Genomic DNA, 15,022 nt, shown 5'->3' with positions numbered 1-15,022 from the left:
AATTCAGAATTAATGTTAACTATATTTATAAATAAGTTAACATTAGGGGTGACAATTGTGACTTTTAGTAAGAGTACGACTGACAAACCATCTTATACATATGAAGAGTTATCGAAAAAAAGTAAAGCCTATGTATGGCACCCATTTACACAAATGAAGGATTATTTAGAAGAAGATCCTGTCATTATTGAACGTGGAGAAGGGCGAAAGCTATACGATGTAAATGGAAATGAATATTGGGACGGTGTTTCGTCTATTTGGTTAAATGTTCATGGGCATCAAGTGCCGGAACTAGATGAGGCAATTCGTGAGCAATTAAATAAAATTGCCCATTCTACTATGTTAGGACTCGCTAACGTTCCATCTATTTTATTAGCAGAAAAAATAATCGAAGTTGTACCAGAAGGTTTGAAGAAAGTATTCTATTCTGACTCCGGTTCTAGCGCTGTTGAAATTGCAATTAAGATGGCATTTCAATATTGGCAGCATAAAGGAAAACCGAAGAAACAAAGATTTGTAACATTAAAAGAAGCGTATCACGGTGATACAATTGGAGCTGTTTCAGTAGGCGCAATAGACTTGTTTCACCAAGTGTATAGTTCACTTTTATTTGAGGCAATTAAAATGCCTTATCCATATACATATCGTTCTCCTTATGGAAATAATAAGGAGGAAATTGTGAAAAAACATTTAGAAGAAATGGAAGAGCTGCTGAAAGACAAACATGAAGAAATTGCAGCGATAATTGTAGAACCTTTAATGCAAGGTGCTGGTGGTATGATTACAATGCCAAAAGGATACTTAAGAGGGCTACGTAATTTATGTACTAAATATAATGTTTTATTTATTACAGATGAGGTAGCGACTGGATTTGGGCGTACGGGGAAAATGTTTGCATGTGAACATGAAAATGTAACGCCGGATATTTTAACAGCCGGAAAAGGTTTAACAGGTGGATATTTACCAGTTGCAATTACCGTAACGACAGATGAAATTTATAATGCCTTTTTAGGAGACTATGAAGAACAAAAAACATTTTTCCATGGTCATAGTTATACAGGGAATCCGTTAGGGTGTGCGGTAGCAATTGCGAATCTAGAATTATACGAGAAAACAAATTTAATAGAAGAAGTAGCACGTAAAACAGAATATGTGGCGACGCAATTAGAAGACCTCTTTGCATTTAAACATGTAGGGGATATTCGTCAGTGCGGGTTAATGGTTGGAATTGAACTTGTGAAGAATAAGGAAACGAAAGAAGCGTTTGAATGGACAGAGAGAGTCGGTGTTCAAGTATGTAAACGCTCAAGAGAGTTGGGCATGATTTTGCGGCCGCTTGGCAACACGATTGTATTTATGCCTCCGCTTGCTTCTACAATTGATGAGATTGATGATATGTTACGTATTTTATATAAAGCAATCTCGGATGTTACGGGGGGAGAAGAATGAGCGGTTTTTTCATAACAGCAACGGATACTGAAGTGGGGAAAACTGTAGTTGCAGGTGCATTAGCAGGTGTATTTAGAGAATTAGGATATAACGTAGGGGTATATAAACCGTTGCAAAGTGGACATGTTGCATCGAATCCAGAGGGAGATGCAGCAAGGTTAAAAGTATTATCAGGTGTATCGACAAAAGAAGATGAAATTTGCCCTTATTCTATTGAAGAACCACTTGCTCCGAGACTTGCCATGAAAAGAGCTGGAAGGACAGTAACGTTAAAAGACATTATTCACCACTATAATGAACGATTGAAAGAGTTTAATAGCCTACTTGTAGAAGGTGCAGGTGGATTAGCTGTTCCGTATACCGAAGACGCTTTAGTAATTGATTTCGCAAAAGAATTACAGCTTCCTCTTCTTGTAGTAGCACGTCCTACATTAGGAACAGTAAATCATACAGTTTTAACGATTAATTATGCAAAGGCACATGGCTTAACAGTAGCAGGTGTCATTTTATCTGGCTGCAAAGAATGCGAAATGGAAAGGGTACAAGAAAATAAAGTAATGATTGAAGAGCTAAGTGGGGTACCGGTTTTAGGCTTATTACCATTCTTTGAAGGTGGGTTTACAAAAGAAGAAGTCTTGGAATCTGCTAAAGAATATATAATGATTTCAAAGTTAGAGGAGTTCATCCGAAATGAATCAAATGTGGCGCACACATCTTCAATCTAAATTACAACAATTACATGAGCAAGGGCAGTATCGGAATTTGCATGTAACAGAGCAAGCAGAAGAGACATGGCTTATTCGAGATGAGAAAAAGATGCTAAATTTAGCGTCAAATAATTATTTAGGATTAGCTGGAGATGTGAGGTTAAAAGAAGCTGCTATTGCGTGTACAAAAGAATATGGAACTGGTTCGACTGCCTCTCGTCTCGTTGTAGGAAATTATCCATTGTATGAAGAGGTGGAGAGAAGTATATGCAACTGGAAAGATACTGAAAGAGCATTAATCGTAAATAGTGGGTATACAGCGAATGTAGGGGTAATATCCTCTTTAGCCTGTCGTCACGATATTGTATTTAGTGATAAATTAAATCACGCAAGCATTGTTGATGGAATTATATTAAGCGGGGCAGAACATAAAAGGTATCGGCATAATGATTTGGAGCATTTAGAGAAGCTGTTGAAAACAGCATCTCCTGAAAAGCGGAAATTAATTGTAACTGATACTGTTTTTAGTATGGATGGTGATACTGCGTATTTGAGGGAGTTAGTGCAGCTAAAAGAGAAATACGGGGCAATCATTATAGTTGATGAAGCGCATGCGAGTGGAATATATGGAATCGGCGGAGCTGGATTATCTCATATAGAAAAAGATCTTGCTCAAAAAATTGATATACATATGGGGACGTTTAGCAAGGCTTTAGGGTGTTATGGTGCGTATTTGACAGGTGATGCAATTTATATAGAGTATTTACAAAATATGATGAGAAGCTTTATTTTTACTACTGCTTTACCACCAGGGACTTTAGGAGCGGTACAAAAAGCAATTGAGATTGTAAAAGAAGATAATGAAAGAAGAGAAAGACTTATAGAGAATGGGGCATATTTTAGGGCACATTTGCAAGAAGCTGGTTTTGACATTGGGAATAGTTCAACTCATATTGTACCGATTGTAGTTGGTTCAAATGAAAATGCTTTACGGTTTAGTAAAAGGTTGCAAGAGGTAGGTATCGCAGCCATTGCAATTCGTCCACCAACAGTTCCAGTCAATAGTTCTCGAATTCGCTTTGCAGTTACATCACAACATACAATAGCTGATTTGAAATGGGCTATTCAGCATATTATACGCATTGGTAAAGAAGAGGGGTTTTTAGTATGAAAGAGCTAAAGATTATTTTTATTTCTGGGTGGGGAATGGAAGAAGATGTTTGGACTTTAGTTCTGCCGTATTTTAAAAGATATTCTGTTCAATGTATCAATTGGCGTAACGTGAAAGAACAAAGTGAATTTGCGGGGCGAATAATAGATGTAGCAAAGGATGAAAATGTAATTTTAGTTGGATGGTCACTAGGAGCGTTAGCGGCAGTTCAAGCTCAAAAAAAGGTTAAGGCAAAAGGTATTGTACTAATTGGTGGTACTGCTAAATTTACTAATGCGAGTGATTATACGAGTGGATGGAATACTTTACATGTAGAACGGCTGAAAAAGAATTTGGCTAGAAAGAAAGAAAACACGCTGAAGCGGTTTTATGAAAATATGTTTACAGAAGATGAGTTGAAAGAGAATAAGAGTTTTGAAGACATCGTACAACATTTTAAAGGTGATTCTATTCAGTCTTTACAATTAGGTTTGGATTATTTAATAGAAACAGACATGAGAGAAGAACTAAAAGAAGTTAAAGTACCTATACTACTTATTCATGGAGAGCAAGATGTAATATGTCCATTGTCTGCAGCTCGTAGTATGGCGGAGAATGAGAATACCGCGCTCAAGGTAGTAAGTAAGGCTGGACATGCATTATGTGTAACGGATTTTGAATATTGCGGAAATGAGATAATTCAATTTGTAGAGGGGATACGACATGATCAACAAAACGTTACTACAAAAACGGTTTAACGTGGCAGCCGTATCTTACGATCAATATGCAAATGTACAAAAAAAGATGGCACACTCATTACTTTCTATATTGAATCGGCGATATAGTGCAAATTCATCGATACGTATTTTAGAACTTGGATGCGGGACAGGATATGTTACAGAGCAATTATCAAACTTATTTCCGAAAGCGCATATTACAGCTGTTGATTTTGCTGAAAGTATGATCGCAATTGCGAAAACTAGACAAAATGTGAAAAATGTAACGTTTTACTGTGAGGATATCGAAAGGTTACGACTAGAAGAAACATATGATGTCATTATTTCAAATGCCACATTTCAATGGCTAAATGATTTAAAACAAGTGATAAGAAATTTATTTGATCATCTGTCTATAGATGGGATAGTACTCTTTTCAACGTTTGGACATGAAACATTTCAAGAATTGCATGCTTCGTTCCGGCGGGCGAAAGAAGAGAAAAATATACAAAACGAAACATCGATTGGGCAACGTTTTTATTCGAAAAATCAGTTACGACATATATGTGAAATAGAAACAGGGGATGTGGATGTTTCTGAAACATGTTACATAGAGAATTTTACAGAAGTTAGGGAGTTTCTGCATTCTATTCGAAAAGTAGGAGCGACTAATAGTAATGAAGAACCATATTGCCAAAGTCCCTCACTCTTTCGCGCAATGCTTCGCATATACGAAAGAGACTTCACGGGAAATGACGGGATAATGGCAACGTATCATGCTTTATTTGTGCATATAACAAAAGAGGGGAAGAGATGAAATGAAACAAGTACAAACAAAAAGGGATTGGAACAAACTTGCATACGACGTAGTAGAAGAGAAAATGATTACGAAAGAAGATGCAATAGCGATATTAGAAGCTGACGATACAGAGATTTTAGAAATTATGAATGCGGCTTATATTATTCGCCATCATCACTTTGGTAAGAAAGTAAAATTGAATATGATTATTAATACGAAGTCTGGATTATGTCCTGAAGATTGCGGATATTGTTCTCAGTCTATTATTTCAGAGGCACCGATTGATAAATATGCATGGCTAACGCAGGAAAAGATTGTAGAAGGAGCACACGAAGCGATTCGCCGTAAAGCGGGTACATATTGTATTGTAGCATCTGGTCGTCGCCCAACAGATAAAGAGGTGAATCACGTAATTGGAGCAGTTAAGGAGATTCGTGAAACGACAGATTTAAAGATTTGTTGTTGTTTAGGCTTCTTAAATGAAGATCAAGCAGGACGTTTAGCAGAAGCTGGTGTACATCGTTATAACCACAATTTAAATACACATGCAAATAATTACGAAAGTATTTGCTCCACTCATACGTATGACGACCGTGTCGATACGGTTCAAAAGGCGAAACAAGCGGGTATTTCACCATGCTCTGGGGCGATTTTTGGAATGGGGGAGACAATAGAAGAGCGTGCTGAAATTGCATTTGAATTACAACGTATAGATGCAGATTCAATTCCATGTAATTTCCTTGTTGCTGTAAAGGGTACGCCGCTTGAAGGACAAAAGGAGTTAACACCAGTAGAATGTTTAAAAGTGCTGGCGATGATGCGCTTTGTAAACCCAACGAAAGAAATTCGTATTTCAGGAGGACGTGAAATCAATTTACGTTCTGTACAGCCAATCGGTTTATTTGCAGCAAACTCTATTTTTGTTGGAGATTACTTAACAACGGCTGGACAAGAACCGACTGCAGACTGGGGGATGATTGAAGATTTAGGATTTGAGATTGAAGAATGTGCGTTATAAGATAGAGGAAAAAGCAAACTTGTAAAAGAGTTTGCTTTTTTGTAAATAAAATGTAATAAAAAGCTGTTAACACTTGATATGAATGGATTTTGAGCGAAAAAAAGAATTTTGGTGGACGAATTTTCCAAGCGCCAATTGTACATAGTAAATATGTAATTTATATTGGGTTGGAGGATTTTACATGCACAAATATATATTAGCGATTATGACTTGTCTCATTTTACTAAAAGCAATAAGTGCTGATCCAGTTAAGGCCGCTGAAAATCCTGAACAAAAAGAGATGCAACAACGAATTGAACAACATTTTCGAACGAAAGCTGAACATTTTGGATTGAAAACAGAAGGGAAAGATTTAAAGGAAGTACGAAAAGAAATTACTATTATAGAAGAAGCGAAGAAAAGAGAGAATGTATGGAGAACAGCACAAGCTTTTCATATACAAACAGAAGGAAAAACAATGAATGAATTAATAAAAGATGTACAGAAAAAAGTAAAGAAATAAAAAAGAGGCCGCAGCCTCTTTTTTTATGCCCATTGTTTTGATAAGTGAGCCATTTCAATCGCAGCAACGGCGGATTCGTAGCCTTTATTACCAGCTTTCGTGCCCGCGCGTTCGATCGCTTGCTCAATCGTTTCTGTCGTCAATACACCGAAAATAACTGGGATGTCGGTTTGTAGTGATAAAGATGCAACACCTTTTGCTACTTCATTACAAACATAATCGTAATGTGTTGTAGCACCGCGAATTACAGTACCTAACGTAATAACAGCATCATACTTCCCGCTATTCGCCATCTTTTTAGCGATTAAAGGAATTTCAAATGCGCCAGGAACCCAAGCAACATCAATATCCGTTTCTTCTACACCGTGACGCTTTAATCCGTCTAAAGCGCCGCCAAGTAACTTACTTGTAATAAATTCATTAAAACGTCCAACAACAACCCCAACTTTTAATCCTGTACCAACTAAATGACCTTCGAATACCATAATAAATCTCTCCTTTAATTATAAGTTTAATAAATGTCCTAATTTGTTTACTTTCGTTTGTAAATACGCTTTATTCTCTTCTTTTGCTGGCATTTGCAACGGTACACGCTCCGTAACTTTTAAATCGTAACCTTGTAAGCCAGCAATTTTTCTTGGATTATTCGTTAATAATCGTAAATGTTGTAAACCTAAATCTTTTAATATTTGAGCGCCAATACCGTAATCACGCAAATCAGCTGGGAAGCCAAGCTTTTCATTTGCTTCTACAGTATCGAAGCCTTCTTCCTGTAACTTATAAGCGCGAAGCTTATTAAGAAGCCCAATGCCTCGTCCTTCTTGTCTCATATAAAGAAGAACGCCTTTTCCTTCACGCTCAATTTGAGCAAGTGCAGCATGGAGTTGTGGTCCGCAATCACAGCGGCACGAGCCAAATACATCTCCTGTTAAGCACTCTGAATGAACGCGTACAAGTACAGGCTCACCTGTTGAAATATCACCTTTTACGAGTGCGATATGTTCTTTCGTATCTAATGAGTTAGAATAGCCAATTGCATGGAAAGTACCGAAATCTGTAGGTAATGTAATTTCCACTTCTCTCGTCACAAGTGTTTCATGGTGGCGGCGATAAGCAATTAAATCTTCTATTGTAATCATTTTTATATCAAATTGTTTTGCGCACTGTAGTAAATCAGGTACGCGTGCCATCGTACCGTCTTCATTAATAATTTCGCAAATGACGCCAGCTGGTTCTGCTCCGCAAAGCTGTGCTAAATCGACAGCAGCCTCTGTATGACCTGCACGGCGCAGGACACCGCCTTCTTTCGCGATTAATGGAAAGATATGTCCAGGACGATTGAAATCAGTACCTTTTGATGCAGGGTTTAACAATTCTTGTATCGTAGTTGCACGTTCGTGAGCGCTAATCCCTGTTGTGGTAGAAACATGGTCAATGCTCACTGTAAATGCAGTATGATGCGAATCTGTATTATGAGATACCATTGGTTCTAGTTGTAGGCGTTCTGCGTATTCTTCCGTAATCGGTACACAAACGAGACCGCGTCCATGTGTAATCATAAAATTAATCGTTTCTGGCGTAATATACTCTGCTAAAGCGATAAAATCGCCTTCGTTTTCACGGTTTTCATCATCACATACGATAACGACTTTTCCTTGTTTTAAATCTTCTAGAGCTTCTTCAATACGATGAAACATAATGCTTCCCCCTTATAGAAATCCGTTTTCTTGTAAAAAGCTTTCGGTCATTGAACCTTTTCGTTTTACAGGCTTAGTAATAAAGCGTTCGATATATTTACCAATCATGTCACACTCAATGTTTACGAGGTCACCGGCATTCTTTTCTCCGATAACAGATTCGCTTACTGTGTGCGGGATGAGTGAGATTGTAATGGAAGATTCGTCTATATCAAATATTGTCAAACTCGTTCCATCAACAGCAATGGATCCTTTATGCAAACAATAGCGTAGCAGTTCATCCGAAATAGCTATTTTGTAATAGATGGCATTATAGTGTTGTTTTTTGTTTAATATCGTCCCGATGCCATCAATATGTCCTGAAACGAAATGTCCACCGAATCGTCCGTTTGCAGCCATTGCTCGCTCTAGATTTACTTTAGAGTGTGATTTGAGCAGGCGAAGTGATGTTGATTTCATCGTTTCGGGCATTGCATCAACTGTAAATGAAGTAGGTGTAAAGCTCGTTACAGTTAAGCAAATACCGTTAACCGCTATACTATCGCCTAAATGAACATCTGATAAAATTTCATTTGCATGTATCGTTAACTTCATTGCCTCCCCGCTTTGTTGCATATTTGTTATCGTTCCTAATTCTTCTACAATTCCTGTAAACATTTCGTCACCTCGTTTCGGGCATTCGCAACGATTTTTATATCATCGCCAATTTGTTTCATCTCTTGAATTTTTAAGGAAAGCGCATCTTGTAATTTTGAAAAACCATTTCCGCCAAATAAAGTAGGGGCATCTTTCCCGCCAATTAACTTCGGACTTATATAAGTTACAATTTCATTGAAATTATTTGTTTGTAAGAAACTTGCATGAACCGTTTGACCACCCTCAACGAAAAGAGATAGGATTTGTTTTTCGCCGAGTAGGTCTAAAACATCTTGAATTTCAATTTGTTTCGTTTTCGTTTGGAAAATAGCTATATTTTTAGATTCAAAAGAAGCTATTTTCTCTTTATTTACATCCTGACCAACCATAATCCATGTCGGTGCTAAACAATCTGTTATGACATGAGAAGATGGTGGCGTTTTTAAATGAGTATCTAAAATAACGCGTATAGGATTTTTACCCCCATTAGGAATTCTTGTTGTTAAATGCGGATTATCAGCTATAACTGTATTCACTCCAACAAGAATTGCATCGTGTGTATGGCGATATTGATGAACATCAGCTCGTGCTTCTTCACCTGTAATCCATTTACTGTCACCAGTTACAGTTGCTATTTTTCCATCTAAGCTCATCGCTGTTTTTATTGTTACAAATGGGCGTTTCGTTTTCATGTAGTGAAAAAAGTAGCGATTTAATAAAACTGCTTCTGCTTCAAGGACCCCGGTAGTTACTTCGATTCCAGCTTCTTCTAATCTCCTTTTTCCATTACCAGAAACGAGAGAATTGCAATCAAGAGTAGCAATTACAACCCGTTTGACTCCTTTTTTGATGAGCAAATCACAGCAAGGTGGTGTTTTTCCAAAATGGCTACATGGTTCAAGTGTGACATAGACTGTAGCTCCTTTTGCTTTTTCACCAGCCATATGAAGAGCATGAACTTCTGCGTGTTCTTTACCAGCACGTAAATGAGCTCCCATACCGACGATGTTTCCACCTTTTACAACAACAGCACCAACCATAGGATTTGGACTTGTTTGTCCTGATGTTCCTACTGCTAACTGCAGGGCAATCCTCATATATTCTTGATCTGTCATTTTCTTCACCTCTCCTAAAAAATCAAAAAACCCCAAGGATTTTAATATCCTTGGGGTTTGGGAGACGTGATTTCTAGAAATATAGTCCGAATACGAAAGCATAGGAAAGAAACCTAACGATAATCCATATTTCTGCATAAGGAAAAAACCTAGCAAAATATCGGATTTTTTAAACGCTAGTTGTCTCTTTTTATTTCAGTATAAAAAATGAGTATAGAAAACAAAACATATATAAAGAATCAAAATGAATCTTTAAAAATATGCATACTGAAATAAAAGTGTATTCACTATATAAAAAACTAGAAACATATCCTTCTCCCATCCAGACTATACTGTCGGCCCTAGAGTTTCACTAGATCCACCGTTTTCGAGTTGAAAACGGGTCACGGACTTAGAAGCGCTCGCTTCATCACCGCCGGTTGGGAATTTCACCCGACCCCGAAGGATGCTGTTTGGTCAAATTATAGCACAAAAAAAATAAAAGGCTAGTAAAAAGTATTCGAATGTGAAGAATTGTGTGAAAATATATGTAGGCTGGAATGGAGACAAAAGTATTAGAAATGTTGTAAGGAGAAGGGATATAGCGGAGTCGATAAAAAGAAAAAACATGCACAAAAAAATGTGCATGTCACATGTAAAATTATTCTGCCTCTGGTGCTCTAACAACAGACTCGAACTTACCTTTATGCGAAGCATCACAATAAGGCATATTTTTTGATAAACCACAGCGGCATAAAGAAAATGCCGGTTTTGCTGGGAATACATTCCCTTGTGAGTCGACTAATTCCACGTCCCCTGTAACGCGAAAAGAGCCATTGTCATTTACTTTAATTTGTACTTTTGCCAACACTATCCCTCCTTCCCAAACGCTTAATTCCATCATATAATCAAGGGAAGTACTTGACAATATAAAGTGAAACTTTAATTAGTGGGGGGGGCATCTCACTGATTATTAGTTGAACCAATCGGGCTTTTAGGGGCAGATACTATCCCGCCTAACTTCTTTGATTCAGCCGAGTTTTGAGGTAGGGTTTTTACTGCCCGCAAATAGCGGGGCAAAAAGAGCACTTTGTTCGAAAGAGAAGAGAGTGTTATAATGTTTTTTATAACTGACTAGAGTAAGGTGACGAAAGATGGATAAACAATTACGTACATTACGAAATATTGCAGATGAGCGCACGTGGGCATCATTTTTGAATGATAATCATCCATATAGTTTGTTACATTGGTCCATTGCAGGTGTAGGACAAGAATCGAAGGATGTTTGGTTACTTCAAGATGAAGTAACATTTCAAACGACAGAATTTCCAACGTTAGATGATGCAATGCAATGGATTTCTGAAAATATGGAACAAGTTACAGACGTTTTAGCGCAATAAAAAAACAGGCTTATGCAAGCCTGTTTTTTGTTTCTTTCACATATGTGTTTAAAAATTGATCGACGGCTGCTTCATACTCTTCTTTATTTTCGTTATAAGAGCAAGCATGTGCACCGTGTTCTGCAATATAAAGTTGCTTATTATTTTCTTTTGCTTCATATAGCGCTTTTGTCATATCAGCTAAAATATAATCGTCATCTTTACTATGAATAAAGAGAACGGGATTGTTAATGTTTTTTATACAGTCGATTGGTGAAACTTCACGAATTGTATAACCGTCACGAACTTTTAAAAATGCGTTTGCTAAAGGTAATAAAGGCCATTTTGGTAAATGGAATTCCACTTTTAAACGGTGCTGTAATTGCCCGTAAAAATCAGAGAAAGGACAATCCGCAATATAAAAATCAGCACCATCTTCTACAAGTCCTGCGTATTGAAGAAGTGTTGCAGCTCCCATAGATTCACCATGAATACCAAGGATTATATTTGTGCCAAAACGACTTTTTAGCCAATCAACTACAGATTTTAAATCATGTTTTTCATAGTATCCATAGCTTGTTGTTTTTCCGCCAGTTTTACCATGACGACGATGATCATAAATAACGACATTATATCCTTTGTTTAAAAATAACTTTGCATATTTTACAGAGTTCATTTTATTTACAGTTACGCCGTGACAAAAAACCATAAACTTATTGGAATGACCAGCAGGAATGTAATATCCGTGAAGATCATATCCAAATTGCGAAGGGATATGAATTTCTTCTTTATGAAGAGCATCAAAATCCTCTAAACGAAAATGTTTTTTCGTTTCTCTTTCGAGTACTTCTTCCTCTGTTTTTTTCTTTAAGTACATCACTTTATTTGTAAAGAAAATCCCAAGGGCAGTTATCGCACCTAGTATAGTAAACAATGCTGCAAAAAAACGTTTCATACTTTACCTCATCCTCCAAATACCGTTACATGTGATACACTTACATTGTATCACAATGATAGAAAAGGGGAGAAATAGGAAATGCTGCATATACAAAAAATTACGCCAGCGATGAGAGAAACAATCCGAATGTTCATGTGTGAGAACTGGGGAAGTTCATTGATGGTTTCGCGTGGGAAGAGGCATCAGTTAGAAGGGTTGCCAGGGTTTATTGCGCTATCAGATGACAGAATAATCGGAATTATAACGTATGAAGTGACAGGAAATATGTGCGAAATTGTATCGTTAGATAGCTTTGAAGAAAGAAAAGGAATAGGGACGAAGCTTGTAGATTGTGTATTGCAAGTTGCAGAAGAAGAGCGGTGCAGGCAGGTTTGGCTTATTACAACAAATGATAATATGAATGCGTTACGTTTTTACCAAAAACGTAATTTTGTGATGACTCATTTATATGTGAACGCAGTGGATGAAGCACGAAAGATAAAGAAAGAAATTCCGCGTATTGGGTACGATAATATCCCAATTTTACATGAAATTCAATTAGAGTATCGTTTAACGAAATGATGTAACAATTTTCAGAAATATAAGTTATTAATCTTGACGAATATTAGAATATAGGTTACCGTAAAATTGTAATCTATTACCATATTAAGGGGTGACGATGTGGCAACTATACGTGATGTTGCAAAATTGGCAGGTGTTTCAGTCGCAACCGTTTCACGAGTTATTAATGAAAAAGGATACGTTCATGAGGACACAGTAAAACAAGTAAAGGAAGCAATTGAAGAATTACGTTATAGGCCAAATGTTACAGCGAAGCCATTGTTTAAACAAGATTCAACGATAATTGCATTACTTGTAGATAATTTATATGACCCATCAAACATCACTTTGCTACATTGTATTGAGGAAATAGCATATAAAGAAGGATATCAAATCATTGTTTGTAATATAGAGAATAAAGAGAGATACATACGTATGTTGGAGGGAAATAACGTTGCAGGTGTTATTTTGACAAGATCCGTTTTTAAAAGTATAGGAGAAATTCCACTTCCGTTCGTTGTGATTGATGAAAAAAACTCCCATGCAAATTATTATGAAAGTGGACAAAGAGCGGTTTCTTTATTAAAAGAGAAAGGCTGTCACTTTCTTGCTTATTTCAGTGAGGGAGAAGATAGTGAAGAAATGGAAGAGCACATATCAGGATTTTTAGATGCTGTTTGGGAGGAAGGAATCTCTTATCGAGAAGAATGTGTACAAGGGTATACGAATAAACAGTTTATTACGTTATTGCAAAACAATCCGTATATAGATGGAATTGTAACTTCAAGTGATAAGACTACTTTTGAGTTAATTCGAGCAGCGAAAAATTTAAATATCCGTATACCGGATAAATTGAAAATTATTGGACTGAACGGGAGTGTAGACAGTGAATGGATAGGCCCGTCACTCATGAAAATTGAAAGTTATGTCGAGGAAAATGGGAAAATAGCTTTGCAACAATTAAAAGGAAAAATAAAAAAGTAAAAGGTGCGTATAAAACGCACCTTTTATAATGTAATTGCGGCAATAAAGCCAAATATAAGTAACGGTATATTATAATGCAGAAAAGTTGGTACACATGTATCCCATATATGATGGTGTTGACCATCAGCATTTAAACCGGATGTTGGTCCAAGTGTACTATCTGATGCTGGAGATCCTGCATCGCCTAGCGCTCCGGCTGTACCGATAATTGCAATTGTAGCCATTGGACTAAACCCAAGCTGAATGCAAAGAGGTACAAAAATTGTTGTTAAAATAGGGATGGTTGAAAAGGATGAACCAATTCCCATCGTAACGAGAAGTCCAATCACAAGCATAAGAAATGCAGCGAGTGGTTTGTTATTTCCAATTATATGTGCACTCGTTTGCACAAGGGATTCAACATGTCCTGTTTTTCGAAGGACAGCACCGAATCCAGCAGCAGAAATCATAACAAATCCGATAAAGGACATCATACGCATTCCGCTTGTTAAAATTGCATCTGCTTCTTTAAGAGGTAGACTACCACTAACTGATAAAACGATAATCCCCGCTAGAGCACCGAAAATCATTGATTCTGTTGCTAATTGAACAGTCAATGTAGCTAAGATAGATACTAGTCCGAAAATAATGCTTCGTTTTGTATAGGGAACGATTTCATTTTCGGTAGTATGAATTTGTTCTGTTTCATACGTACGAGGTTTTCGGTACGTAATAAATACCGCGACACATAATCCAATAAGCATACCGATTGATGGAATAGTCATCGCTTTTGGAATAAGCGTAACGTCAAATGTAAGACCACTTTGCGCGGCATTTGTTTGTAATACGTCATGATAAATTTTTCCGAATCCTGCAGGAATCCACATGTAAGGAGTAATTAATCCGAATGTAATAATACATGTAACAAGTCTTCGATCTACTTTCAGCTCATTTAATACTTTTAAAAGTGCTGGAATTAAGATGGGGATGAAAGCGATATGAACAGGGATAACATTTTGTGAGAAACAAGCCATCGTTAAGATAATGAATAAAATAAGTATTTTTGAATAAACTTGTTTTTTCGTGTCTTGTTCATTGCCAATCCATTTTAATGCAGTTTGAATCATGGCATCTGGAAGTCCTGTTTTGGAAAGAGAAATAGCGAAACCGCCAAGCATTGCATAACTTAAAGCGATTGGAGCGCTGTTTCCAAGACCAGTTGTAAAAGTGTTAATAGTTTCTGAAATACCGAGTCCGCCGATAATTCCGCCTGTTAAAGCTCCAACAATGATGGCGACAATGACCTGGACACGTAACAAACTAAGCAATAGCATAACTGCTACTGCGACGAGTACAGCATTCATAATAAATGTAATCTCCCTAAATTTTTATTCTGTTAAGGCAAGTAAATATG

17 protein-coding genes and 1 riboswitch are annotated in these 15,022 nt (G+C 37.0%); of the genes, 10 read left to right on the top strand and 7 right to left on the bottom strand.

The annotated features are described in order from the left end of the window. The first annotated feature begins 12 nt into the window (after nucleotides 1-12). The 7 genes from bioA to ATN06_RS20950 all read left to right on the top strand — a co-directional run bounded on the left by bioA (nucleotide 13) and on the right by ATN06_RS20950 (nucleotide 6,341). Nucleotides 13-1,449, top strand: a complete 1,437-nt coding sequence (bioA, locus tag ATN06_RS20980) for an adenosylmethionine--8-amino-7-oxononanoate transaminase (protein ID WP_060632187.1) — start codon at nucleotides 13-15, stop codon at nucleotides 1,447-1,449. Then, on the top strand, nucleotides 1,446-2,174 hold the full coding sequence (gene bioD / locus ATN06_RS20975) for an ATP-dependent dethiobiotin synthetase BioD (protein ID WP_060632186.1): 729 nt from the start codon (nucleotides 1,446-1,448) through the stop codon (nucleotides 2,172-2,174). The genes bioA and bioD overlap by 4 nt, the downstream gene beginning before the upstream one ends. Beyond that, nucleotides 2,140-3,327: an 8-amino-7-oxononanoate synthase gene (bioF, locus tag ATN06_RS20970; protein WP_060632185.1), complete on the top strand. Its 1,188-nt coding sequence runs from the start codon at nucleotides 2,140-2,142 to the stop codon at nucleotides 3,325-3,327. Before bioD ends, bioF begins: the two co-directional genes overlap by 35 nt. Beyond that, nucleotides 3,324-4,064, top strand: a complete 741-nt coding sequence (locus ATN06_RS20965; protein WP_060632184.1) for an alpha/beta fold hydrolase — start codon at nucleotides 3,324-3,326, stop codon at nucleotides 4,062-4,064. The genes bioF and ATN06_RS20965 overlap by 4 nt, the downstream gene beginning before the upstream one ends. Further along, nucleotides 4,030-4,839, top strand: coding sequence for a malonyl-ACP O-methyltransferase BioC (bioC, locus tag ATN06_RS20960; RefSeq protein ID WP_060632183.1), 810 nt, complete (start codon nucleotides 4,030-4,032; stop codon nucleotides 4,837-4,839). Before ATN06_RS20965 ends, bioC begins: the two co-directional genes overlap by 35 nt. A 1-nt stretch (nucleotide 4,840) precedes the next feature. Next, entirely contained in the window at nucleotides 4,841-5,839 is a 999-nt protein-coding gene (gene bioB, locus ATN06_RS20955; RefSeq protein WP_060632182.1) for a biotin synthase, read from the top strand. A 181-nt stretch (nucleotides 5,840-6,020) separates the two neighbouring features. Further along, nucleotides 6,021-6,341 carry a hypothetical protein gene (locus ATN06_RS20950; RefSeq protein WP_060632181.1) on the top strand — a complete coding sequence of 107 codons (321 nt, stop codon included), beginning with the start codon at nucleotides 6,021-6,023 and terminating at the stop codon, nucleotides 6,339-6,341. Nucleotides 6,342-6,364: 23 nt separating this feature from the next. Here the strand turns inward: ATN06_RS20950 and ribH are convergent, their stop codons facing one another. The 5 genes from ribH to ATN06_RS20925 all read right to left on the bottom strand — a co-directional run bounded on the left by ribH (nucleotide 6,365) and on the right by ATN06_RS20925 (nucleotide 10,636). Next, entirely contained in the window at nucleotides 6,365-6,826 is a 462-nt protein-coding gene (gene ribH, locus ATN06_RS20945; RefSeq protein ID WP_000230900.1) for a 6,7-dimethyl-8-ribityllumazine synthase, read from the bottom strand. An 18-nt stretch (nucleotides 6,827-6,844) separates the two neighbouring features. After that, nucleotides 6,845-8,038 (bottom strand): bifunctional 3,4-dihydroxy-2-butanone 4-phosphate synthase/GTP cyclohydrolase II, encoded by a 1,194-nt coding sequence (ribBA, locus tag ATN06_RS20940; protein WP_060632180.1) that lies wholly within the window; start codon nucleotides 8,036-8,038, stop codon nucleotides 6,845-6,847. Between the two features lie 12 nt (nucleotides 8,039-8,050). After that, nucleotides 8,051-8,695: a riboflavin synthase subunit alpha gene (gene ribE, locus ATN06_RS20935; protein ID WP_060632179.1), complete on the bottom strand. Its 645-nt coding sequence runs from the start codon at nucleotides 8,693-8,695 to the stop codon at nucleotides 8,051-8,053. Next, nucleotides 8,677-9,789, bottom strand: a complete 1,113-nt coding sequence (gene ribD / locus ATN06_RS20930) for a bifunctional diaminohydroxyphosphoribosylaminopyrimidine deaminase/5-amino-6-(5-phosphoribosylamino)uracil reductase RibD (RefSeq protein WP_060632178.1) — start codon at nucleotides 9,787-9,789, stop codon at nucleotides 8,677-8,679. The genes ribE and ribD overlap by 19 nt, the downstream gene beginning before the upstream one ends. Nucleotides 9,790-10,095: 306 nt before the next feature. Beyond that, nucleotides 10,096-10,239: riboswitch (FMN riboswitch) on the bottom strand. A 190-nt stretch (nucleotides 10,240-10,429) separates the two neighbouring features. Then, entirely contained in the window at nucleotides 10,430-10,636 is a 207-nt protein-coding gene (locus ATN06_RS20925) for a CDGSH iron-sulfur domain-containing protein (RefSeq protein ID WP_001151582.1), read from the bottom strand. Nucleotides 10,637-10,922: 286 nt separating this feature from the next. On the opposite strand from ATN06_RS20925, the gene ATN06_RS20920 reads away from it, so the two are divergent. Beyond that, nucleotides 10,923-11,168 (top strand): DUF2552 family protein, encoded by a 246-nt coding sequence (locus tag ATN06_RS20920; protein WP_060632177.1) that lies wholly within the window; start codon nucleotides 10,923-10,925, stop codon nucleotides 11,166-11,168. Nucleotides 11,169-11,178: 10 nt separating this feature from the next. On the opposite strand, the gene ATN06_RS20915 is transcribed toward ATN06_RS20920, so the two are convergent. Then, nucleotides 11,179-12,102, bottom strand: coding sequence for an alpha/beta hydrolase (locus ATN06_RS20915; protein WP_060632176.1), 924 nt, complete (start codon nucleotides 12,100-12,102; stop codon nucleotides 11,179-11,181). Nucleotides 12,103-12,183: 81 nt separating this feature from the next. Here ATN06_RS20915 and ATN06_RS20910 point away from each other — a divergent pair, with 81 nt between their 5' ends. Together ATN06_RS20910 and ATN06_RS20905 are read left to right on the top strand one after the other, a co-directional pair. Then, nucleotides 12,184-12,666, top strand: coding sequence for a GNAT family N-acetyltransferase (locus ATN06_RS20910; protein ID WP_060632175.1), 483 nt, complete (start codon nucleotides 12,184-12,186; stop codon nucleotides 12,664-12,666). Between the two features lie 99 nt (nucleotides 12,667-12,765). Beyond that, on the top strand, nucleotides 12,766-13,629 hold the full coding sequence (locus ATN06_RS20905) for a LacI family DNA-binding transcriptional regulator (protein ID WP_060632174.1): 864 nt from the start codon (nucleotides 12,766-12,768) through the stop codon (nucleotides 13,627-13,629). A 23-nt stretch (nucleotides 13,630-13,652) separates the two neighbouring features. On the opposite strand, the gene ATN06_RS20900 is transcribed toward ATN06_RS20905, so the two are convergent. Further along, nucleotides 13,653-14,972, bottom strand: coding sequence for a Na+/H+ antiporter family protein (locus ATN06_RS20900; RefSeq protein ID WP_060632173.1), 1,320 nt, complete (start codon nucleotides 14,970-14,972; stop codon nucleotides 13,653-13,655). Nucleotides 14,973-15,022 lie beyond the last annotated feature (50 nt).

This window comes from Bacillus thuringiensis, from assembly GCF_001455345.1.
Taxonomy (GTDB): domain Bacteria; phylum Bacillota; class Bacilli; order Bacillales; family Bacillaceae_G; genus Bacillus_A; species Bacillus_A thuringiensis_N.
Note: the sequence above shows the minus strand (reverse complement) of the source record. Positions and strands in the feature narration are given on the sequence as shown.